General features: G+C 59.8%; 20 protein-coding genes and 1 riboswitch. Of the genes, 7 read left to right on the forward strand and 13 right to left on the reverse strand.

Going from position 1 to position 21,455, the window contains the following annotated elements; genetic code table 11:
• Positions 1 to 173: 173 nt before the first annotated feature.
• Positions 174 to 503 (reverse strand): DUF1820 family protein, encoded by a 330-nt coding sequence (locus ACMG4N_RS07090; RefSeq protein WP_297770556.1) that lies wholly within the window; start codon positions 501 to 503, stop codon positions 174 to 176.
• 400 nt (positions 504 to 903) lie between these two features.
• Here ACMG4N_RS07090 and coxB point away from each other — a divergent pair, with 400 nt between their 5' ends.
• The 4 genes from coxB to ACMG4N_RS07110 are packed head-to-tail and all read left to right on the forward strand — an operon-like array spanning position 904 to position 5,245.
• The gene (coxB, locus tag ACMG4N_RS07095) at positions 904 to 2,112 is read left to right on the forward strand and encodes a cytochrome c oxidase subunit II (RefSeq protein WP_414433165.1); all 1,209 of its coding nucleotides are present in this window, start codon (positions 904 to 906) and stop codon (positions 2,110 to 2,112) included.
• 14 nt (positions 2,113 to 2,126) lie between these two features.
• Positions 2,127 to 3,734 (forward strand): cytochrome c oxidase subunit I, encoded by a 1,608-nt coding sequence (gene ctaD, locus ACMG4N_RS07100; protein ID WP_290510014.1) that lies wholly within the window; start codon positions 2,127 to 2,129, stop codon positions 3,732 to 3,734.
• Between the two features lie 27 nt (positions 3,735 to 3,761).
• Positions 3,762 to 4,337 carry a cytochrome c oxidase assembly protein gene (locus ACMG4N_RS07105; RefSeq protein ID WP_277673012.1) on the forward strand — a complete coding sequence of 192 codons (576 nt, stop codon included), beginning with the start codon at positions 3,762 to 3,764 and terminating at the stop codon, positions 4,335 to 4,337.
• A gap of 29 nt (positions 4,338 to 4,366) precedes the next feature.
• Positions 4,367 to 5,245 carry a cytochrome c oxidase subunit 3 gene (locus ACMG4N_RS07110; RefSeq protein ID WP_414433166.1) on the forward strand — a complete coding sequence of 293 codons (879 nt, stop codon included), beginning with the start codon at positions 4,367 to 4,369 and terminating at the stop codon, positions 5,243 to 5,245.
• Positions 5,246 to 5,451: 206 nt separating this feature from the next.
• Here ACMG4N_RS07110 and ACMG4N_RS07115 read toward each other — a convergent pair whose 3' ends face one another.
• The 4 genes from ACMG4N_RS07115 to ACMG4N_RS07130 form a co-directional block, all read right to left on the reverse strand.
• Entirely contained in the window at positions 5,452 to 5,931 is a 480-nt protein-coding gene (locus ACMG4N_RS07115; protein ID WP_414433167.1) for a hypothetical protein, read from the reverse strand.
• Positions 5,932 to 6,188: 257 nt separating this feature from the next.
• Positions 6,189 to 6,848 carry an alpha/beta hydrolase gene (locus ACMG4N_RS07120; RefSeq protein WP_414433168.1) on the reverse strand — a complete coding sequence of 220 codons (660 nt, stop codon included), beginning with the start codon at positions 6,846 to 6,848 and terminating at the stop codon, positions 6,189 to 6,191.
• Between the two features lie 252 nt (positions 6,849 to 7,100).
• Entirely contained in the window at positions 7,101 to 10,004 is a 2,904-nt protein-coding gene (gene rapA / locus ACMG4N_RS07125) for an RNA polymerase-associated protein RapA (RefSeq protein WP_414433169.1), read from the reverse strand.
• A 64-nt stretch (positions 10,005 to 10,068) separates the two neighbouring features.
• Positions 10,069 to 10,854, reverse strand: a complete 786-nt coding sequence (locus ACMG4N_RS07130; RefSeq protein WP_414433170.1) for a helix-turn-helix domain-containing protein — start codon at positions 10,852 to 10,854, stop codon at positions 10,069 to 10,071.
• Positions 10,855 to 11,049: 195 nt separating this feature from the next.
• On the opposite strand from ACMG4N_RS07130, the gene ACMG4N_RS07135 reads away from it, so the two are divergent.
• The 3 genes from ACMG4N_RS07135 to ACMG4N_RS07145 are packed head-to-tail and all read left to right on the forward strand — an operon-like array spanning position 11,050 to position 11,839.
• Positions 11,050 to 11,397: a DUF4345 family protein gene (locus ACMG4N_RS07135; protein ID WP_414433171.1), complete on the forward strand. Its 348-nt coding sequence runs from the start codon at positions 11,050 to 11,052 to the stop codon at positions 11,395 to 11,397.
• 51 nt (positions 11,398 to 11,448) lie between these two features.
• Positions 11,449 to 11,628, forward strand: coding sequence for a hypothetical protein (locus tag ACMG4N_RS07140; protein ID WP_035249151.1), 180 nt, complete (start codon positions 11,449 to 11,451; stop codon positions 11,626 to 11,628).
• Between the two features lie 19 nt (positions 11,629 to 11,647).
• Entirely contained in the window at positions 11,648 to 11,839 is a 192-nt protein-coding gene (locus ACMG4N_RS07145) for a DUF1272 domain-containing protein (protein WP_035249149.1), read from the forward strand.
• A gap of 110 nt (positions 11,840 to 11,949) precedes the next feature.
• On the opposite strand, the gene uca is transcribed toward ACMG4N_RS07145, so the two are convergent.
• The 8 genes from uca to ACMG4N_RS07185 form a co-directional block, all read right to left on the reverse strand.
• Complete coding sequence (gene uca / locus ACMG4N_RS07150; protein ID WP_414433307.1) at positions 11,950 to 15,540, reverse strand: urea carboxylase; 3,591 nt, start codon at positions 15,538 to 15,540, stop codon at positions 11,950 to 11,952.
• An 85-nt stretch (positions 15,541 to 15,625) separates the two neighbouring features.
• Positions 15,626 to 16,267: an urea amidolyase associated protein UAAP2 gene (locus ACMG4N_RS07155; RefSeq protein WP_297770588.1), complete on the reverse strand. Its 642-nt coding sequence runs from the start codon at positions 16,265 to 16,267 to the stop codon at positions 15,626 to 15,628.
• Positions 16,268 to 16,313: 46 nt separating this feature from the next.
• Positions 16,314 to 17,030, reverse strand: coding sequence for an urea amidolyase associated protein UAAP1 (locus ACMG4N_RS07160; protein WP_414433172.1), 717 nt, complete (start codon positions 17,028 to 17,030; stop codon positions 16,314 to 16,316).
• A gap of 10 nt (positions 17,031 to 17,040) precedes the next feature.
• Complete coding sequence (locus ACMG4N_RS07165; protein ID WP_035249140.1) at positions 17,041 to 17,832, reverse strand: ABC transporter ATP-binding protein; 792 nt, start codon at positions 17,830 to 17,832, stop codon at positions 17,041 to 17,043.
• Positions 17,833 to 17,847: 15 nt separating this feature from the next.
• Complete coding sequence (locus ACMG4N_RS07170; protein ID WP_035249136.1) at positions 17,848 to 18,666, reverse strand: ABC transporter permease; 819 nt, start codon at positions 18,664 to 18,666, stop codon at positions 17,848 to 17,850.
• Positions 18,667 to 18,750: 84 nt separating this feature from the next.
• Complete coding sequence (locus ACMG4N_RS07175; protein ID WP_414433173.1) at positions 18,751 to 19,815, reverse strand: putative urea ABC transporter substrate-binding protein; 1,065 nt, start codon at positions 19,813 to 19,815, stop codon at positions 18,751 to 18,753.
• Between the two features lie 56 nt (positions 19,816 to 19,871).
• Positions 19,872 to 20,014: riboswitch (guanidine-I (ykkC/yxkD leader) on the reverse strand.
• A 243-nt stretch (positions 20,015 to 20,257) separates the two neighbouring features.
• Complete coding sequence (locus ACMG4N_RS07180; RefSeq protein WP_414433174.1) at positions 20,258 to 21,043, reverse strand: dienelactone hydrolase family protein; 786 nt, start codon at positions 21,041 to 21,043, stop codon at positions 20,258 to 20,260.
• A 23-nt stretch (positions 21,044 to 21,066) separates the two neighbouring features.
• Entirely contained in the window at positions 21,067 to 21,381 is a 315-nt protein-coding gene (locus tag ACMG4N_RS07185) for a hypothetical protein (RefSeq protein ID WP_035249130.1), read from the reverse strand.
• Positions 21,382 to 21,455 lie beyond the last annotated feature (74 nt).

A 21,455-nucleotide genomic window follows, 5' to 3' on the forward strand; every position in this document is an offset into this window, starting at 1 on the left:
GGGTTTGAGGCCGATAGTGATTTTTTTATCCGCTGACGGAACCTTTATCGTTCTCGCCGGACAAATCATGTAAGCAAGACACGTTTTCTCCTCTTGTAACATCAGGCAACCCTCGGGGCGTTCAGCGAGACTGGCGCCCTTCTTTTTTGCCTGTTGCCCACAGAGGAGGGGCCTTACTTCTTCGGCGCCGGCCCGGGGGGCATGGGGAAGGCCGTGATGTTGCCGCCACTGGATTCGATGATCTTGCCGACACCTTCCTTTTCTACCTCATCGATACGGATGACCGCGTGCAGGGGAATAAAGGAACGCATCACGTCGTTGAATTCCCGCTTCAGCTTTTCCTCTCCCGGGTCCACCACCAGGCTGGCCCTTTCCCCGAAGAGAAACTCCTCAACCTCGACAAACCCGTACAGGTCGCTTTGGTATATCTGAGAGGCATAGATCTCGTACACATGACCCTGATTCTGGAATATCACCCGGTAGATTTGACGTCGTTTTGACATGGATGTGGTACAAGCTGTGTGTGGTAAAGGGGAGCGGAGTCTAGCACGATGAGGAGGGCTCGTATCTGCCTGAAAGGCTTGATAAACCCTACCTTTCGGCTGGACTTTGGCCAAGCGAATGACTAGAGTTGGCGCCCATATATGCAGTGGGGCAATTTGCCGCACCTGTGGCGATCTGGTGAAATCGACCGTGCTGATTTCTAGCTATTTGATTTTATTGGGTTTTGCCGTCCGCACGATCCCTGTTAGTGGCCGCCCCCTTGGTCACTGAGGTCTGCGTGACAAGGCGTTGGCTGCGGCTCCACGGCATCATCCTGAAACTTCGCTTTCCAGGTGCCGGTGACGGCAAAGAACAAGCGTGCCCTACGAGGCCATGCTGGGGAAAACAGGGAGCAAACGCATGCAGTCAACTCTGTTCCACCGCGCGGCGGTTGGTCTGACGTCACTGATGATCAGTGGTATGACCTTCGCCAGCGACTGGACCGAACGTTCCGAACTCGACCTGCGACCAGGGGTGACCCAGGTCAGTCAGGATATTCAAGATCTTCACACCACCGTTCTCTGGATTGTGACCGTCATTGGTCTGCTGGTGTTTGGCCTGATCGTGTACTCCATGATCAGCCACCGCCGCGCCAAGAACCCCAATCCGTCCTCCTTCCATGAAAACGTATTCCTGGAAGTGCTCTGGACCGTGATCCCCTTCGTGATTCTGATTGCCATGGCGGTGCCTGCTACCCGCGTTCTGGTGCAGATTGACGACAGCGCCGAGTCCGAGCTGACGGTGAAGGTAACCGGCTACCGCTGGAAGTGGAGCTACGAGTACCTGACCTACGAAGACGATAACGATATTGGTGTGTCGTTCTTCTCCAACCTGGCCACGCCGCCGGAGCAGTACAACAACCCGGTTCTGGCCGGCGGTCTGTTCCCCTATGGCACCGCGAAAGAGCTGGTGGGTAAGGAAGCTCCCGAGAAAGATCACAACTACCAGCTGGAAGTGGATAACAAGCTGATCATCCCGTCAGGCCAGAAAGTTCGCTTCCTGGTGACCTCTGACGACGTGATCCACTCTTTCTGGATCCCTGATTTCGGCGGCAAGAAAGACGCGATCCCCGGTTTCGTCAATGAAATGTGGGCGCTGGTGCCGGAAGGTAAAGAAGGCACTTACTACGGTCAGTGTGCGGAATTGTGTGGCAAGAACCACGCCTTCATGCCCATTGCTGTAGAGGTAGTCACTCAAGACGAGTTCAAGACCTGGGTTGCTGAAGAGAAAGAGAAAGCCGCTTCCGGTCCGGATCTGACCCCGTTCACCGGCCTCGATCAGGCCATGGAAGAAGGCAAGCAGACTTACGCCAGTGCCTGTGCCCTGTGTCACGGTGCCAATGGTGAAGGCGGTATCGGTCTGCCGTTTGCGGGCACTGACTTCGCGACCAAGCCGGAATACCTGAACGAACACATCGATGTGCTGGTAAATGGCCGTGCTGCCATGCCTGCATTCAAGGCTCAGTTGACCCCGCGCCAGATTGCGGCAGTGGTCACCTACGAGCGTAACGCTTTCGGCAACGATACCGGCGATCTGATCCAGCCCGCCGACGTTAACGACCACGAATAAGGGAGGGGATAGCAATGTCTACTGCAGCTGCAACCCATGATGATCACCACGATCATCACCACGCCCCGACCGGCCTGAAACGTTGGCTGTTCAGCACTAACCACAAAGATATCGGTACTTTGTACCTGTGGTTCAGCTTTGCCATGTTCCTCGCTGGCGGCTTTATGGCCATGGTGATCCGTGCCGAGCTGCTCGAGCCCGGCATGCAGTTTGTCGATCCGGAATTCTTCAACCAGATGACCACCGTGCATGGTCTTATCATGGTGTTTGGTGCGGTGATGCCCGCCACGGTTGGCCTGGCCAACTGGATGATTCCATTGATGATTGGTGCGCCGGATATGGCGCTGCCGCGGATGAACAACTGGTCCTTCTGGATCCTGCCCTTCGCCTTCGCGATCCTGATCGGTTCCGTGATCATGAGTGCGTTCGGTGATGGCAACCCCAGTGCGCCGAACTTCGGCTGGACCTTCTACGCACCGCTGTCCACCAAATATGGCCCGGATTCCACGGACCTGTTTATCCTGTCCGTTCACATGATGGGTATTTCTTCCATCATGGGTGCCATCAACGTGGTCGTTACCGTCTTCAACATGCGTGCCCCCGGCATGACCCTGATGAAGATGCCGCTGTTCGTCTGGACCTGGCTGATCACCGCCTTCCTGCTGATCGCGGTAATCCCGGTACTGGCCGGTGCAGTGACCATGATGCTCACCGACCGTCACTTCGGCACCAGCTTCTTCGATGCCGCCGGCGGCGGTGACCCGGTACTGTTCCAGCACGTGTTCTGGTTCTTCGGGCACCCCGAGGTGTACATCATGATCCTGCCGAGCTTCGGTATCGTGTCAGCGATCATCCCGGCCTTTGCCCGCAAGCCGCTGTTTGGTTACGCCTCCATGGTGTACGCCACCGCGTCCATTGCGCTGCTGTCCTTCGTGGTATGGGCTCACCACATGTTCACCGTAGGCATGCCGCTGGCCGGTACCCTGTTCTTCATGTACATGACCATGCTGATCTCCGTACCTACCGGTGTGAAGGTGTTCAACTGGGTGGCCACCATGTGGCGCGGCTCCATGAGCTTTGAGCTGCCAATGAAGTGGGCGATTGCCTTTGTGGTGCTGTTTACCTGTGGCGGTCTGTCCGGTCTGATGCTGGCGATTACCCCGGTGGACTTCCAGTACCACGACACCTACTTCGTAGTGGCTCACTTCCACTATGTACTGGTGACCGGCGCCATCTTCTCCATCTTCGCCGCTGCCTACTACTGGCTGCCGAAGTGGTCCGGCGTGATGCCCAACAAGACCCTGGGTGAGCTGCACTTCTGGAACTCCCTGATTTCCGCCAACCTGCTGTTCTTCCCCATGCACTTCGTGGGTCTGGCCGGCATGCCGCGTCGTTACGCTGATTACGCGCTGCAGTTTGCGGACTACAACTTCTGGATTTCCATTGGTGGCTTCTGGTTCGGTCTGTCCCAGTTGCTGTTCCTGGCGGTCGCCGTGCTGTGCGCCATGAAGAAAGGCGAAAAAGCAGCGGCCAAGCCGTGGGATGGGGCCGAAGGTCTGGAATGGGAAGTGCCGTCTCCGGCGCCGTTCCACACCTACGACACCCCGCCGGTGGTCAAATAAGTCCGGTAACGGGCAGGAGCGGGCACCATGAGTGAAAAACAGCTCAGCGTGGAAGAACGCAACAAGCGTACGCTGAAAAAGCTGTTGATCTGGGCGGTAGCCATGTTTGGCTTCGCCTTCCTCATGGTGCCGTTCTATAACGTTATCTGTGACATCACCGGCCTGAACGGCAAGACATCCAGTACGGCCGCCACCGACGTTCCCGAACAGGTGGTGGCGGATCGTACCGTGACGGTGGAATTCATTACCCAGAAAGGCGACGGCATCAGCGGTGAATTCACCTCTGAGACCAAGCGGGTCAAGGTGCACCCGGGGGAAATTACCCTGGTACATTTTTACGCCAGCAACCCGACCTCAAAGGACATGATTACCCAGAGCATTCCTTCCGTAACACCGGGGGAAGCTGCGCGCTACCTGCACAAGACCCAGTGCTTCTGCTTCGACCAGCAGACCCTGGCCGCAGGAGAGCGTAAGGACATGCCGATGATTTTCTATCTGGACCCGGAAATTCCACGTCATATAAACCAATTCACTCTGTCCTATACGATCTTCGATGTGACAGAGCGGGTCGCCGGTAAAAACAACAGCGTGGCTGTGAACTGATAACAGCCGGTTGTAGAGGAGATTTTCGAATGGCTACTGAAAAGTATTACGTTCCCGAGAGCAGCCCCTGGCCGCTGACCGCGTCCATCGGCTTGTTCATGACCGCCATTGGCGGTGCCAAGTTCATCCAGCAGAGCACCATGGATACCATGGAGCCGAACTTCTTCGGCAAGCCGCTGTTCTTCATCGGTCTGGCCTGGTTGCTGCTGGTGATTGCCGCCTGGTGGCGCGATACCATCAAGGAATCCGTGGGCGGCCTGCACAGCAATCAGCTGGGCGGCTCCTATCGCCAGGGCATGTTGTGGTTCATCTTTTCCGAGGTGATGTTCTTTGCCGCCTTCTTTGGCGCCATGTTCTACACCCGCTGGTTGATCATTCCGTGGCTGTCCGGGGAAGGCTCCAACGCCATGACCCACGAAGTGCTGTGGCCGGGTTTCCAGGCCATGTGGCCGCTGACCGTTACCCCGGACGGTACCACCACCACCCCCATGGGTGCCTGGGGTCTGCCGGCGATCAACACTGCCATCCTGCTGGTCAGCTCCATTACCCTGACCATTGCCCACCATGCCCTGCTGGAAAACCAGCGCGGCAAGCTGATCATTTTCCAGGCCATTACCGTGGTACTGGGCGCCATTTTCCTGGGCCTGCAAGGTCTGGAATATGTGCACGCCTATGACATGGGTCTGACCCTGGATGCGGGTATCTACGGCAGCCTGTTCTTCCTGCTCACCGGCTTCCACGGTGCCCACGTGACCATCGGCACCATCTTCCTGTTCATCACCCTGATCCGTGTTATCAAGGGGCACTTCAGCCCGGATAACTGCTTTGCCTGGGAAGCAGGGGCCTGGTACTGGCACTTCGTGGACGTGGTATGGCTGTTCCTGTTCGTGACCGTTTACTGGTTGTAAGCAGGTCGCAGCAGCACGCAACACGCTGCAGGTAACACGAAAAAAGCCGCGCTCCGAAAGGGCGCGGCTTTTTCGTTTGTGTGAGTCACAGGTGGATTACGCCTTCGGCTAATCCACCCTACGGGATAGGTGGGAATATTGCTGTAGGGTGGATTAGCCGAAGGCGTAATCCACCGAGAGGACTCCGTTTCCACGTTTGGCGTTTATCAACGAATCCCGAACACATCAATGATGGTCTGGGTGGCGTCCATGATTCTCACTGCCTCATTGTCGATGATCACATCAGTCACCCCGTCAATACGGCGCATGCCGTCGTACACCGGCAGACGCTGCCCGTGGTAGTAGAGATCATCGGGCAGGGTGCGGCCAACCTGGAGTTTCTTCTGCCAACCCGGCGGCAGCTGGCCGCCGCGGGCCACTTTCTTTTGTAGGCCCGGCGGCAGGGACTGGTAATCCCTGTTGCTCAGATGGCGTCGCAGAGCGTCGCGTTCACGGTCGCTGTAGCGGTAATCGAGGTAATCCCGGTGGCGGTCATCACGGCGGTATTCCCGCTCGTGGCTTTCCTGTTGCTGTCCCGCCGGGCCTTTTCCCTTGCCGGCCCAGGCCGGTGGTTGTGCCAGGCTGGCCAGTGGCAAACTCAGTGCGCTGCCCAGCAGTAACAGCTTGGGTAATGTGGTTACTTTCATCGCTATTCCTCACTTATACGACAGGCTTGTGTCTATCTGACAACAACACGCGGCGTTTTGTTGTGACAGGCGTTGTTTGAAGCGTAAAACGTCGTAACGCCTGGCGTCTGTGGGGCATGGCGGTCGTGAAAGGAGGGGATGCAATAAAATGCATTTTTTTGAGGAGGCGTTTGAACTAGCTACTGCAGGCTATAGCGATCCCCACAGTCGCCTTGCGGGCAAAGCGACTGCGGGGAGGGGATATGCAGTGGTGATGGTCAGGCCGCGAGGACCTTACTCAGCCATTGCCCGATATCACGAATCTGCTCCAGGCAGACCATATGCTCCATGGGGTAGGTGAGGTACTCCGGTGCATAACCCAGGCTGCTCAGGGTGTCTGCTGCCCGGCGGCCGAGCACTTCCGGCACCATGGGGTCCTGGCTGCCGTGGCAGATCATCACCGGCAGGGACGCATTGGCGGTGGACGGCGTGACCGGCATGGCCATATAGGTGGACAGGGCCAGCAGACCCGCCAGTTTTTGCGGGTAGCGAAGCGCGGCCTGATAGGCCACGGCGCCGCCCTGGGAGAAGCCGGCGATAACAATCCGGTGGGCGGGAATGCCGCGCTGGATTTCCCGTTCGATCAGGGCATCCACGGCATCTGCGGATGCCAGTACCCCGGCCTCATCCACCTTGCGGTCGATATCCATGGCGAGAATGTCGTACCAGGCGGGCATCACCATGCCGCCGTTGACGGTGACGGGAATCTCCGGCGCATGGGGAAACACAAAACGCACATCCAGCCCGGCTGGCAGCTGCAACTCCGGCACGATGGGCTCGAAATCATGACCACTGGCCCCCAGGCCATGCAGCCAGATCACGGTAGCCGTGGCGTCGCCTGCCGGCTCGATTTCCACACACTTCAACAGTTCGCTCATGCTTTGTCCTTGTCTGGTCGCGGAGGGGGAAATTTCCCGCCCGGCGAATGAGTGGCATTGTAGGAGCTATGCTTGCATGGCGAACCGGCTAGCGGGCCGACCTGCGGTCGGGTTCGCCATGCAAGCATGGTTATTCGCTTCGCTCACCCTTCGGGCCGCACGGAACTACATGCGTTACTCCGCTACGCTCCGTTCCTACGGTAGGCACGTGGTAACACGTGGGTGTCGCCGGGGCAGCGCAACAGCCTGTGCTTAAACCCCGCCGGCCACAATCACGCGCACGGCTTCCAGCTGACAGCGGGCTTCGCCGAGCACTTTCTCCAAGGCTTCAGTCTGGGCTTCCAGGGCCTGAATTTCCTCGTCTCGCACCGCCGGGTTCTTGGCCTGCAGCGCCTTCAGGCGAGCCAGTTCATGGCCCTGTTCCTGGCGCATTTTTTCCAGAGCGCCGTCGATGGTGCTGCGGGCTTCTTCGGCGGCGCGGGCTTCATCGGCCTTGAGCAGTTTATCCAGCAGCGGTTTCTGGCTGCCGACGATCTTGCGGCTCAGCGGCTTGTCCATCTTGTGGCACTGCTGGCTGAGCCCGTCGTGGCTGATTGCCTGGCTGATGTTCTTGCCGTTGGCATCGAGCAGGTGGCGAATCACCGTGGTAGGCAGGAAGCGGTCCGCCTGCAGGTATTTAGGCGCCACGGCATCAATGGTGTAGATGGCCTCGATCAAAAGGGTGCCGGGGTTGATCTTGGGGTTCTTCAGCAGGCTCACGGCGGCCTTGCCACGGTGTTCGGTGAGCAGCATTTCCAGGCTGCCGGTGACCATGGGGTGTTCCCAGGTGAGGAACTGCATGTCATCCCGAGCCAGGGCCGTGGCCCGGCTGTCGGTCATGGTGATCCCTTCTTCCGGAAGCCCCGGGAAGGCATCACGCATGTGCTGGCCGGGCTTGAGGATCACGGCGGTGTCGGAATGGTCTTCCTGATCCACACCATAGCGGTCGAATACGCGTTGCATGAAGGGCAGGGGGCTGTCGTCGTCACAGTCCGCCAGGGCCTGTTTCAGTTGTTCGGCCCGCTCGCTGTCAAAGGAGCTCAGTTCCAGCAGCCGGTCGCGGCCGGTTTCCATCAGGGTGTGCAGCTCATCGGCAACGGTGCGGGTTTCCGCCACCAGGGCATCAATGGCGGTGTATTCCGGGTCGCCACACAGTAGCGGCTCCAGGGCATCGCGGCTGCGCAGGTAGATGTCGTGGCCAGCCGGGTTGGTGTGTTCGAAGGCGTCCATGCCTTCGTGATACCAGCGGAACAGCACTTCCTGGGCGTGGGCCTCGAAGTAGGGCACATGGATCTGGATGTCTTCGGTCTGGCCGATACGGTCCAGCCGGCCGATACGCTGTTCCAGCAGGTCCGGGTTCAGCGGCAGGTCAAGCAGTACCAGATGGTGGGCAAACTGGAAGTTACGGCCTTCGGAGCCGATTTCAGAACAGATCAGCGCCTGGGCACCATCCACATCATCGGCGAAGAAGGCGGCGGCGCGGTCGCGCTCAATCAGGTCCATGTCTTCATGGAACATGGCCACGTTCATGCCCAGCTTGTAGTTGCAGTGAGCATGCAGATCGGTGGCGGTATGGCGGTTGGCGCAGATCACCAGCACCTTCTCTTTGCGGTGCTGCTTGAAGAACTGCTCCAGCCAGTTCACCCGCGGGTCCAGGGTGCACCAGCGATCGTCGTGGAACAGGGTTTCCGGGTGCAGGTGGCCTTCCCGCTCCTCGTCGCTCTCGTAGTGGTACTCCTCCGGCAGGGGTAACGGAATGCCGTGGACGTGGCGCGCCGGGAAGCCGGCAATATTGTGGCGGGTGTTGCGGAACATCACCCGGCCCGGGCCGGAGCGGTCCAGCAGTTCGGCCAGGATGGCCTCGCGCTGGTCTTCGTTGATGGTCATGTCTGGCAGCAGGCGGGCCGCTTCGGCTTTCAGGTCTGCGGACCAGCTGGCCTCGTCGTGGAGCTTGCCGGCCAGGCTGGCGATTTCCTGGTAATGGGACTGCTCCTCGCGGAAGGCCTCCAGGCTCGGGTAGCGATCCGGGTCCAGCAGGCGCAGGCGGGCATAGTGGCTTTCCAGGCCGAGCTGTTCCGGGGTGGCGGTGAGCAGCAGCAGGCCGCGGGCCTGGCGGGCGATGGTTTCCACCCGCTGGTAGTCGTCGCTGGGGGCATCCGGTGCCCATTCCAGGTGGTGAGCTTCATCCACTACCAGCAGATCCCAGTCCGCCGCCGCCAGCTGGTCGATGTCGCACTCGGCAAGAAAATCGGTGCTGCACAGGATCAGCTGTTCACTGAGGAAAGGGTTGTCCCAAGTCTGCTGCGCGTCTTCTTCGTTATCCTCGTCCTCGCTTTCCGCCGCCGCTTTTTCCTCTTCGATAATCTGCGCCAGCATGTCCTTGATGCTGGTTTGCGGCTGCAGAGCGTTGAGCCGTTCCGCATCGAAAATGGAAAAGTGCAGATTGAAACGACGCACCATTTCCACAAACCACTGGTGCACCAGCGGCGAAGGCACCACCACCAGCACCCGTTTGGCGCGGCCGCTGAGCAATTGCTGATGGAGAATCAGACCGGCTTCGATGGTCTTGCCCAGCCCCACTTCGTCGGCGAGCAGTACACGGGGAGCGAAGCGATTGGCCACCTGGTCGGCAATGTAGAGCTGGTGGCCGATCAGGTCGATGCGCGGGCCACGCAGCCCCTTGATGGTGGACTGCTGTTGCTGGCAATGCGCGTTCAGCGCATCCACACGCAGTTCAAACCAGCGATTGGAGGACAGCTGGTTGGACAATAGGCGATCCAGCGCGGTGGTCAGGCGCAGTTTGTGGCCCAGATGGGTTTCCGGCACCGGCTGTATATCTTCCGGCTGGCCCAGCGGGTGAGCCATGTAGACCTTGAGGCCGTTGAGTTCGTTGACCTCGGTAACCACCAGCTCCAGTTCGTCGGCGGTGCGGATGGTGTCGCCGGTGCTGAAGATGACCCGCGACAGGGGCGCATTGTTGATGGCGTAGGTGCGCTCCTCTTCTACCGCCGGGTAGCCCACGGTGACCAGTCGGTAATCCAATTCCTTGATGATGCCGAGGCCCAGTTCGGTTTCGGATTCGCTCAGCCAGCGCTGGCCGGGGGTAAAATCAGTCATTATCACTGCCGGTTGATTCTCGGGGGGCGAATTATACGGGTTTGCGCCTGCCCCTTCGATGGGCTTATTGAATCTGCTTGCGAAACCAGCGGCGGGTGGCGTCATCGGCGGGGAAATAATGCTCGATACGCAGCTCTTCCATCACCACATCCAGAGCGGTGCCGAAACTGGCCAGGGTGGAGAAACTGCGCAGGCGCTGCCCGGCCAGGTCAATTTCCAGGGCCAGCATGGGCTCGCTGCGGTCACCGGGCGGCTCCTGGTGGAGCAGAGCCTCCACATCTGCCAGTTCACCCAGGCGTCTGAGCAGGCTAGCCAGCCCCGGATCCGGTCTCGCCTGGTGGTCCCGGTGCAGGCGTCGTAACAGAAAGCTCGCCACGTCCTCCCAATTGACCAGAAAGGGCCGGTAGCCCTGGGGGTGAAACACCAGCTCCACCACATTGGCGGTCTGTGGGAAGGGGCCGCGCTCCTGCATCATCAGGCTCATCAGTTGTTGCTGGGCCTGATTGGCCATCAGTACATTCCAGTGGGCATCCAGCACCACGGCAGGGAAGGGGTTGTGATTGACCAGCATGATCTCCAGCGCCTGGCGCACCGGTGCCATGGCGTCGCTGTCTAGATCGGTGTTGCTGAAGGCCGGAGCATAGCCGGCGGACAGCAGCAGCCGGTTGGTGTCCCGGCAGCTCAGCTCCAGCTCCATGGCCAGCCGCTTGAGCATAGGGGCGCTTGCCTGGCTGCGGCCGGTTTCGATAAAGCTCAGGTGACGGCTGGACACCTCCGCACGCAGGGCCAGATCCAGTTGGCTCAGTCGCCGTGTCTTGCGCAGTTCAGCGAGTATCTGTCCGGTTTGCATGGGCTCTCCTGGAGCGTGGTTGTCTGAGTTCCGGTTAAGCATGAAAGAGGGCGACAGGCTTCACCATTACCTCTGAGGTAATTGTTCCTCTTCCCTGATCAGTGGACTCTGACCTGAATCTATCCTAACCATACCGGCGGCGCACTCTGTCTGGACGTGCTTCCGGCTACCGCTATCTGAATAGGGGAATTACCGATGATCCTGATTACTGCAATCGCCTTTCTCGCCATGGGCCTGCTGGCGCTGATCGCTCCGCAAAGCATCACCCGAATGGTGGACCTGCCCACATTACCCATGGCCGCGCGCAACGAAGCCAGAGCCGTGTATGGAGGGTTTGGTGTCGCCATGGGCGCCCTGCTGTTATTGAGTGGCCATTGGCCGCACTGGCAGCCGGGGGTGGTGTTGACGGTCGGCGTGGCCCTGCTGGGTATGGCGATGGGTCGCCTGGTCGCCTGGGGAATTGATGGTCGACTGGAGCGGTTTCCGGCCCTGTTTCTTGTCGGTGAGGCCGCGCTGGGCACCGGCTTGCTATTGGCGCTTTGAAGGGGAAATTACGCTATCCTCGGTGGATCGTTATCAAGATGTAATGTGGTCATGGGCGATATTCTGCCGTTCAAAAAACCGGAAAAGAAAACCCCGCGCAAAGGCATGTGCCAGCATGGCTTTCATAAGTGGGTGGTGTGCAAGGACAAGCAATTCGATGTGAAGCAGGGAAAGCTGGTGACGGTGTATCGTTGCGAACGCTGCAACAAACAGAAAGTGAAGGCTCATTAGCAGCCTGCAAGGACATTCCATGCTGAAAATGAAAACACAGTGCGAGACCTGCCAGCGTTCCCTGCCGGCCCAGGCAGAAGCTTACATCTGTTCCTACGAATGCACTTACTGTGTGGATTGTTGCACCGTTCATGCCAGCCGTTGCCCCAATTGCCGGGGGGAACTGGTGCGCCGCCCCCGTCGTCAGGAGGCCAGTAATGAAGGCGGTTGAACCGGTCTGGCTTGGTGCGAATGCTGCGATGGTAATGGCCAGGCGCCGAGCCTGACCTTCAATCCTTCCCTCTCCGCCCTTGAGAGGAGAGGGGGGGATGTCTGATCGCTTCAGTCCAGCACCATGATCGCCTGGCCGGCATTGATCTGCTGGCCTTCCTGGCGGGTGATGGCAACCACCTTACCGCTCTGCGGGGCGCTGATCTCGATTTCCATCTTCATGGATTCCAGCACCGCCACCACATCGCCTTCCTGCACAGTATCGCCTTCGGCCACGTTCAGCTTCCAGATGTTGCCGGCCACCGGCGATTCCACCGGGGTGCCTTCCACCGACTCGTCGCTGTTGTCCGCATCCAGATCCTGCTCGGACTGGAAGTTGATCTGGCCGCTGGCCACCCAGCGTTGCAGTTCTTCATCGAAGGCCCGGTTACGGGCATCAGTGAAGGTGGTGATGTCCTGCTGGTTGTCATCCAGAAACTGCTGGTAGTCCTTCTGGCTGAAGGTGGTCTCTTCGATGCGGATCGGGTACTGACCCTTGGGGAAATCCCGGCGAATCTGATTGAGTTCCTCGTGGCTCACCTCATAGAAACGAATCTGATCGAAGAAGCGTAGTAGCCAGGGCTGATCAAACGCTTCGGTCTGCCGGTAACGGTTCCACATCTGCAGGGTGCGGCCGACAAACTGGTAACCGCCGGGGCCTTCCATGCCATACACGCACAGGTAGGCGCCGCCGATGCCCACGGAGTTTTCCGCAGTCCAGGTGCGGGCCGGGTTGTACTTGGTGGTCACCAGCCGGTGGCGGGGATCGTAAGGGGTGGCCACCGGCGCGCCCAGGTACACATCGCCCAGTCCCATCACCACATAGCGGGCACTGAACAGAATGTTCTTAACCTCATCGATACTGTCGAGGCCGTTGATGCGGCGAATGAATTCCAGGTTGGACGGACACCAGGGCGCATCCTTGCGCACCGACTGCATGTATTTCTCGATGGCCTGATGGCAGGCCTCGTCATCCCAGCTTAACGGGATATGGACGATACGCGAGGGCACTTCCAGATCATCCTGCTGTTGCAGGGCATGTTCTGCCTGGGCCAGCTTTTCCAGCAGATCAGTGCGGGGCAGTTGCCGCGGATCGAAATGAATCTGCAGGGAGCGAATGCCCGGGGTCAGTTCGATGACGCCATCGAGTTGCTGTTCCTGCAGCCATAGCATCAGCGCATGGGCACGGAATCGCAGGCGCAGGTCCAGCACCAGCGGGCCGTATTCCACCAGCAGGTAACGGTCGCCGGCGGCTCGATAGACCACCTCCACACCGGCGTCGCTTTCACTCAGGCGGTTAAGAATCGGGGTGGTGATCGCAGCCGGGTTGACCTGTTGTTGCGGTGCGCTCAGGGCGGCCACACAGGCGTCCTGTTCTGCGGCCAGCGCATCCGCATTGGCCAGGCTGATAGCCTCAAAGCGCAGGGTGTCGCCGGCCTTCAACTGACCCAGTTTCCAGCGGTCCGCCAGGATCACCGTGGCCGGGCAGACAAAGCCGCCCAGGGAGGGGCCGTCCGGGCCCAGGATCACCGGCATGTCACCGGTGAAATCCACCGTGCCCACAGCGTAGGCATTGTCATGGATATTGGACGGGTGCATGCCGGCTTCGCCGCCGTCACTGCGGGCCCAGCCGGGTTTGGGGCCGACAAGGCGCACGCCGGTGCGGCTGGAGTTGTAGTGCACCTGCCAGTCGGTGCTGAAGAACATGGCCATGTCGTCGTCGGTAAAGAAGTCCGGCGCACCGTGGGGGCCGTAGATCACGCGCAGGGTCCACTGGTTGTTCAGCGCTGGCTTCAGATTCTCCGGCACCACAAGATCGCTGGCGGCGCCGTTGTCGGGGGAGAAGTGCAGCACATCTCCGGTGCGCAGGGCGCGACCCCCATGGCCACCGAACTGGCCCAGGGTAAAGGTGCTGCGCGAGCCCAGATAAGGGGAGCACTGGATGCCACCGGCAATGGCCAGGTAGGCACGGGCGCCTTCGCCGACCACCTTGCCCAGCTTCAGGGTCTGGCCCGGCTGTATGGCAATGGCGGTATAACCGGGAACCGGGTTGCCATCCAGGGTTGCCTGCATGTCTGCCCCGGTGAGGGCGATGCGGGTGGCCTGATTAAATTTCAGGGTCGGGCCGTTGAGAGTGAACTCCAGCCCCGCCGCCTTTTCCTCGTTGCCCAGCAGGCGATTGCCCAAACGAAAACTCAGGGCATCGAAAGGGCCAGACGGCGGCACGCCCACCGGCCAGTAACCACTGCGCCCGGGGTAATCCTGCACCGTGGTCAGGGTGCCGCCGGCCAGCACGTCCAGAGTGAACGGCTGGTAGGTGAAGTCGTTGAGATAGCGGGTGGTCATCTGGCCGTCGGCAAACACCGGGTCGGCAAGAATACTGCGCAGATAATCACGATTGGTTTCGATGCCTTCGATACGGGTTTCTTCCAGGCTCTTGTCCAGGGCGGCCAGCGCCGCGTCGCGGCTGGCTTCATGAACAATCACCTTGGCCAGCATGGGGTCGAACAGAGGCGAGATGGTGAGCCCGGCTTCGATCCAGTGATCAATACGCAGTGCCAGGCCGTCGGCCTGGGGAAAGGTGACAGCGGTAAGCAGGCCGGCGCTGGGTTGGAAATCCTTGTTGGGATCTTCCGCATACAGCCGCGCCTGGATGGCATGGCCGCACACGGTCAGGTTGGCGGCCAGGGTATCCAGCGATGGCAACTCACCGGCGGCCAGTTTCAGCATCCATTCCACCAGGTCTACGCCGTAAACCTGTTCGGTGACGCCGTGCTCCACCTGCAGGCGGGTATTCACTTCCAGAAAATAAAAGGCGTTGCTGTCCTGGTCGAGAATGAATTCCACGGTGCCGGCATTACGGTAGCTGACTGCTTCCATAAGTGCCTTGGCGGTGGCCTGCAGTTCGCTGCGAACCGCATCGGGTAGGTTGGGGGCGGGGGTTTCTTCCAGCACTTTCTGGTGGCGGCGCTGGGCGGAGCAATCGCGCTCGCCGAGGGTGACCGCATGGCCTTGACCATCACCGAAAACCTGCACCTCGATATGACGGGCACGGGCGATATATTTTTCGATAAAAACGCCATCGTTGGAAAAGTTGTTGGCGCTCAATCGGCGCACGGTATCCCAGGCTTTGTCCAGGCTGTCGGCGTTTTCACAGATTTGCATGCCGATGCCACCACCACCGGCGGTGCTTTTCAGCATCACCGGGTAGCCGATCTGTTCGGCGGCCTGTAGCGCGGTGTTTTTGTCCTTGAGCAGATCGGTGCCGGGCAGTAAGGGCACACCGGTGTTTTCCGCCAAAGCACGGGCAGTGTGTTTCAGGCCGAAGGTGTCCATCTGTTGTGGCGTCGGGCCGATAAAGGCAATGCCACGGGCTTCGCAGCCCTGCACAAAATCCGGGTTTTCACTGAGAAACCCGTAGCCCGGGTGCACCGCCTCGATGCCGTGCTGTTCCATCAGGGCAAACAGGGCATCCTGATTCAGATAGGTGTCGCGGGCGCTGCCTTCACCCAGACAGTAGGCCTCGTCGGCCTGGGTCACATGCAGGGAATCCCGGTCTGCTTCCGCATAGACGGCCACGGCGGTAACGCCGAGTTTTTTCAGGGTGGCAATAACACGGGTGGCAATGGCGCCGCGATTGGCAATCAACACTTTGTTGAACATGGCGATGTCTCTTTGACGGCTGACGGGTCGTCCCGTCATGGCATTCTCTGGCCGCCGGGGTCGTCCCCGGGGAAATGCGGATAAATCAGTGATTCCAGATCAGCACTTCAATGGGTGTGGGGTTGTAGCCGTTGCAGGGATTGTTGAGCTGCGGGCAGTTGGAAATCAGCATTACCACATCCATGCAGGCGGTCAGTTCCACATATTTTCCCGGGGCGGAAATGCCGTCCTCGAAGGTGAGGCCGCCGTCGGCGGTGACCGGCACATTCATGAAGAAGTTGATGTTATGGGTGATGTCCCGTTTGCCCAGATCAAACTCCGGGTGCTGGTTGACGGCCAGCATCCAGCTGTCCCGGCAGGCATGCATGCAGCGCTTTTCCAGGTCGTAGCGCACGGTGTTGCTTTCCGTGGCACAGGCGCCGCCGAGGGTGTCGTGGCGACCACAGGTATCGGCGACGATTTCCAGCAGCGGGTTGATGCGGTTGGACATCAGCACGCTACCGGCGGTGAGGTAGACGTTGCCCTGCTCGCGAATGGTGTCCATGGCGCTGTAGCGTTCCGCCGGGTCGGCAGCGCTGTAGAACAGGGTGTCGGCGGCCTGGTTGCCTTGCAGATCGAGCAGGCGAACGGTCTGGCCTTTTTTTACCGTGTGAATGAAGTAATCCCCGGCGGCGACCACTTCACGGAAGCTGGCCTGTTCCGGTTGTCTTGGGCTTTCTTTGATCATGTTTCTCTCCTCTGGATCGCGCCGCCAGGGACGCTCCTACGGCGGGTTACAAACCGAGGTGGTACAGGCGATTGTTTTCAAAGGCCCGGCCGTTTTCCGGGCGAAAGTGTTTGCAGTAATCGTCGTCGGCCAGCGGGGCGGCTTTGAGCATTTCTACCTGTACCGGTTTCATCGGATAGTCTGCCGCCGGGTTCAGCGGGTGCGGGCAGGTATGCAGGATCACCAGGGTGTCCATCTCGAAGCGCAGGGTGACGCTGGCACCGGCGCGGGCGGCGCTGGCATCGAAGATCAGGTTGCCGTCATCGTCGGTGATGACTTTGGAAAAAAGATTCAGGTTGGCGGCCAGGTCCCGTTCGCCCAGGCCGTACTTGGCCAGTTCGGTAAGGAAGCTGTGTTCGCCACTCAGGGTCCACTGGTTGTGACAATCCTGGTAGGAGCGCGCCTGATATTTTTCCTTCAGACTTTTTTCGCTGAGCGTGCCGCAGACGGTGTCGTGCCAGCCGAAATCATCGTCCACCATGGAGGCAAACACCCGGCCCATGTCCGAGTAGAGGCAGTTGCCCCGGGTCAGCTTGAAGGTGTGCTGGCCTTTCAAGGTGTCCGGGGCGTTGTAGCGTTCCAGCAGGTCTTCCGGGTTGTACATCAGCAGGGACAGGTTGGCGCCACCTTCCACGTCGGTAAATCGCAGTTGCATGCCACGGCGTACCCGCATCGACCAGTGGGCGCTGCCGGGCAGGATGGTGGTGTAAAGACTGTCGCTCATCAGGCGCTCCTTAGAGGATGTCGTGGAGAACGCGGCTGGTATTGCCCACGCTTCGATTTATGTTTGTCAGGGTGCCGCTTTCGCAATCACCCACCGGCAGGTCGTAGGTCACCCGGGCGCCATAGGCACCGGGGGCCTGCGGGTCCAGGCGGGGCTTGTCGAACACCCACAGCCGGGTACCCAAGTAAAAGCCTTCGTTGATGTCATGGGTGATCATGAACACGGTGAGTCGCTGTTCTTTCCACAGCGACAGCACCAGCTTGTGCATGTCGGCACGAATGCCCGGGTCCAGGGCGCCGAAGGGTTCGTCCAGCAGCAGGATGCGGGGTTTCTTGATCAGCGCCTGAGCCAGGGCCAGGCGTTGTTGCATGCCGCCGGAGAGTTCATGGGGGTATTTGTCCACGGCGTGGCTGAGGCCCACGCTTTCCAGCATGGCCAGGGCGTCTTTTTGTAGTTGCTTGCGACGCTTGCCAAAACTGAAACCCAGCCAGGGGCTGTGCTGCAGTTCGCCGCCGAGCATGACGTTTTCCAGGGCGGTCAGATGGTTGAGTACCGAGTAGCGCTGGAACACGATGCCACGACTGTCGTCTGGTTCGCCGGGCAGGGGCTGGCCATCCAGCAGCAGTTCACCACGGCTGGCCTGTTCGGTGCCCAGCAGCAGTTTCAGGAAGGAGGTTTTGCCACAGCCGGAGGCGCCGACGATGGTGACGAACTCACCTTCCTGGACGGTGGCGTTGAGGCGTTCCAGCACTACCTGGTCGCCGTATTCCTTCCACAGGTTTTTCATTTCGATGATAGCCATTACCACGGATCTCCCTTAATGAGCCTGTTGATGGAACCAGGGGTAGCGCCATTGCGAGTAACGACGCAGAAGAAAGTCGATGGCAAAGGCCAGCAGGGTGATCCACACCACATAGGGCAGAATCACATCCATGGCCAGATAGCGCCGTACCAGGAAGATGCGATAGCCCAGCCCTTCGGTGGCGGCGATGGCCTCGGCGGCGATCAGGAACAGCCAGGCCGGGCCCAGGGACAACCGCACGGCGCCGATCAATCGCGGCATCAGTTGCGGCCATACCAGGCGGGTAATGATCTGCCAGGTATTGGCGCCCAGGGTTTGTAGCTTGATGATCTGCTCTTCCGGAATTTCCAACGCCCGTTGCTGCAGATCACGAATCAGAAAGGGGGTAATGCCGATGATGATCAGCATTACCTTGGCCAGTTCACCCAGGCCGAAAATAATGAACAGCACCGGCAGGATCGCCATGGGCGGTACCAGTGACAGGCCGGTCACCAGCGGTGACAGGGTCGAGCGGATATAGGGAATGGTGCCGTTGCCGATCCCCACCACCAGGGCAACCAGCGCACTGATGGCCACGCCGATGCCAAGCCGTTGCAGGCTGGCCAGGGTGTCGTTCAGCAACAGATAGTCGCCGCTGCGCTTGCTGGGTTCGAATGCCATACGCTGGATGGCGTCCACAAAACTGCCCAGCGCCGGCAGCAATTTGTCGTTGGGGTTTTCCGTCAGGCGTGCATCGGAGGCCACCATATAGACAATCAGCAGCAGCACGAAGGGCAGCAGGCCCAGTGCCCAGGCACCGACACGTCCCGGTTGACGGTTGATCAGTTTTTTCATGGCAATTCCCGGTGATTGAATTCGCAACAGGCCGGACCCCGCACGCTGGCGTGGTGCGTGCCAGCGTGCGACGTGTTTGCGGTGTTACAGCTTTCCTTCTGCTGCCATGGCCATGTAATCCGGGATAAAGCGCAGCGTTACATTGCTGTCGCTGCCATAGATGCCCGCCGGGGTTTCGATACCCACAAAGCCGGCATCCGGAGCGCCTTCACCCAACAAACCGTGCTGGAAGGAAAATTCCGCCACCTTCTGCATGGTGTCTTTCAGTGCCGGGCTGTTGACGAAGGCCACGGCCTCGGCGGGCTGGTAGAACATGCGGGTGGAATCCAGCTGGGCTTCATAGCCGGCCAGGTCGGTACCGGAGGCATTGGCCATGAAGGTACGGGCGGCCTTGCCGGCCTCATCATCGGCGGACATGGTGGCCATGATCTCGTACCAGGCACCGGTGAGCGCCTTGCCGAAATCCGGGTTGGCTTCCAGAGTGTCGGTGTTGACCACCATCAGGTCGATGATTTCACCGGGGATCTGCGCGGAGTCGAACACCTTGTGGCTGTCCGGCATGGCGGTGATTTCGCTGAGCAGCGGGTTCCAGGTAGCCACGGCGGTGACGCCTTTGGTGGTGAAGGCGGACACCAGATCTGCGTCCGAGGTATTCACCACGGTCAGGTCGCGCTCAGTCAGCCCCACGGTTTCCAGGGCACGGGCCAGCAGGTAGTGGGAAACGGACAGTTCTACCAGGTTGACCTGCTGGCCCTTGATGTCGGCCAGCTTGTCAGTGCCCTTGAGCACCACGCCGTCGTTACCGTTGGAGAAGTCGCCCACGATCAGGGCGGTGGAATCCACGCCGCCGGCAGCGGGAATGGTCAACGCATCCATATTGGTCATGGCGCAGCCGTCATAGGCACCGGCGGTGTACTGGTTGATGGATTCCACGTAGTCGTTGATCTGTACCACATCAATCTCGATGTCGTACTTGTCGGCCCACTTGTCGACGATCTTCTGTTGGGCGCCGTAATCCCACGGCATCCAGCCCACATAGATGGACCAGCAGACGCTGAAGGAATCTTTGGCCAGTGCGGTGACCGGCATCAGGGATGTGGACAGGGCAAGTGCTGCAACGGCAGCGGTCTTACGTACGGAAAGGGTCATCTCGGACCTCCTTGGCTACGGACGATGAGGAATCCAATGACAACGCGGTCATCGTGTCCTCCCGGGCTTTTGTCCCGCCGTGTAACCTTCAGCCGCATGTGCTGCGAAACGACTGCAAGAAGGTCGACTGCTCTCGGACCAGGCATCGGCTGCGCGCGGTTTGTTGGCGCAGGCGACCGGAACCCTAGCGGTCTATTGGTGCAACTTGTGTTGAGTTGGGAGCCTCTGAATGACCCCTTAAAGACTGAGCATGCAAGGAGTCACTTAGAGGCTCCCTAATGGCAACGTGGCCATTCGATTCCTCTTCTTTTGGTAAAGCAAAGGGGATGCCAAGTGGTGAGGCTGAGGAAAATCAGGGGGTTGGCGCAGAGGGAAAACGAATCGGGCAGAAAGGTGGGCAGTGACGGGGCACTGCCAACGGCAATGCCCCTAACTGGTGCGGTTATTCCGCGTGGGATTTATGTTCGATGAAATCCACCAGCGCTTTCCAGCTTACCTGGTCCGCATGGGCATCGTAGCCCACCGGCATGTCGAAGCGTTCCGCTACCGCATCCGCCTTCGGGTTGGTGAAGCTGTGCTTGACGCCGGGGAAGCTGAGCAGCTGGAAGTCGGCGCCGGCCTCGGTCATTTCCTTGACGAAACCGGTGACCTGTTCGGCAGGAATCATCGGGTCGGCCTGGCCGGTGGCGGCCAGAATGCGCGCCTTGATGTCACCCGGCTGGGCGGGAGTGTCTGTGCCCAGGGTGCCATGGAAGCTGGCCACGCCGGCCAGGTCGGTACCCATGCGGGCCTGGTTCAGTACCACGCCACCGCCGAAGCAGTAGCCGATGGCGAACAGACGGCCTGCTTCTACCTGCTGCTGTTTCAGCATCATCTTGCGGGCGGCTTCGAAGCGGGCGTTCATCTTTTCCGGCTCGGCCATGGCGGATTTCATGAAGGCTTCCGCATCCTTCGGGTGAGTGGCTACCTTGCCGGTGCCGTACATGTCCACCGCCAGGGCGGTGTAACCGGCCCGGGCCAGCATGCGTGCGCGATCGCGGGCGTAATCGTTCAGGCCCCACCATTCGTGGATCACGATCACCCCGGGCCCGGGTTTTTTCTGTTTGTCATTCAGGTACATGACGCCGGTGCCCAGATCGTCGGGCAGGGTGACCTGGGTTTCAATGATGTCGCTGAACGCGGTCTGACTCATCATAAACAGGGATACCAGCAGCAATAGCCGTTTCATTGCAGATCCTTCTCAAGGTGTTATCAGTCGTGCCACACCCAGCGTAGCGGTTCACCGAAATCATCATAAATCAGCTTGCGGGTGGGGCGGTGGGTGAGTCGTTGACGGCGGGGTTTGTGCTTGCGCGCGTCGATGGTGGCGGCCACCTGGCTCAGATCGGTGCGCTGGGGCTGGCGGGGGCCGTTGAACAGCACAGTCTGGTGCCCTTTCCCGTGTACAGGGTCGGTACCACTGACGCCACGGGGGATCTCCTTGATCTCTCCGCCCTTGGACAGATAGCGCTCCATATCGCGCTCAAGCTGATGGCGTTGCTGTTCTTTACTGCTGCGAACCTTCACAGGACTCACCGCCGGGTAATAATGGGTGACCGTTCACAATATCAGCCTCCGCCGGAGGCATCTACCTCCTGGCT

Source organism: Alcanivorax sp. IL2, assembly GCF_047495475.1.
Classification (GTDB): Bacteria; Pseudomonadota; Gammaproteobacteria; order Pseudomonadales; family Alcanivoracaceae; genus Alcanivorax.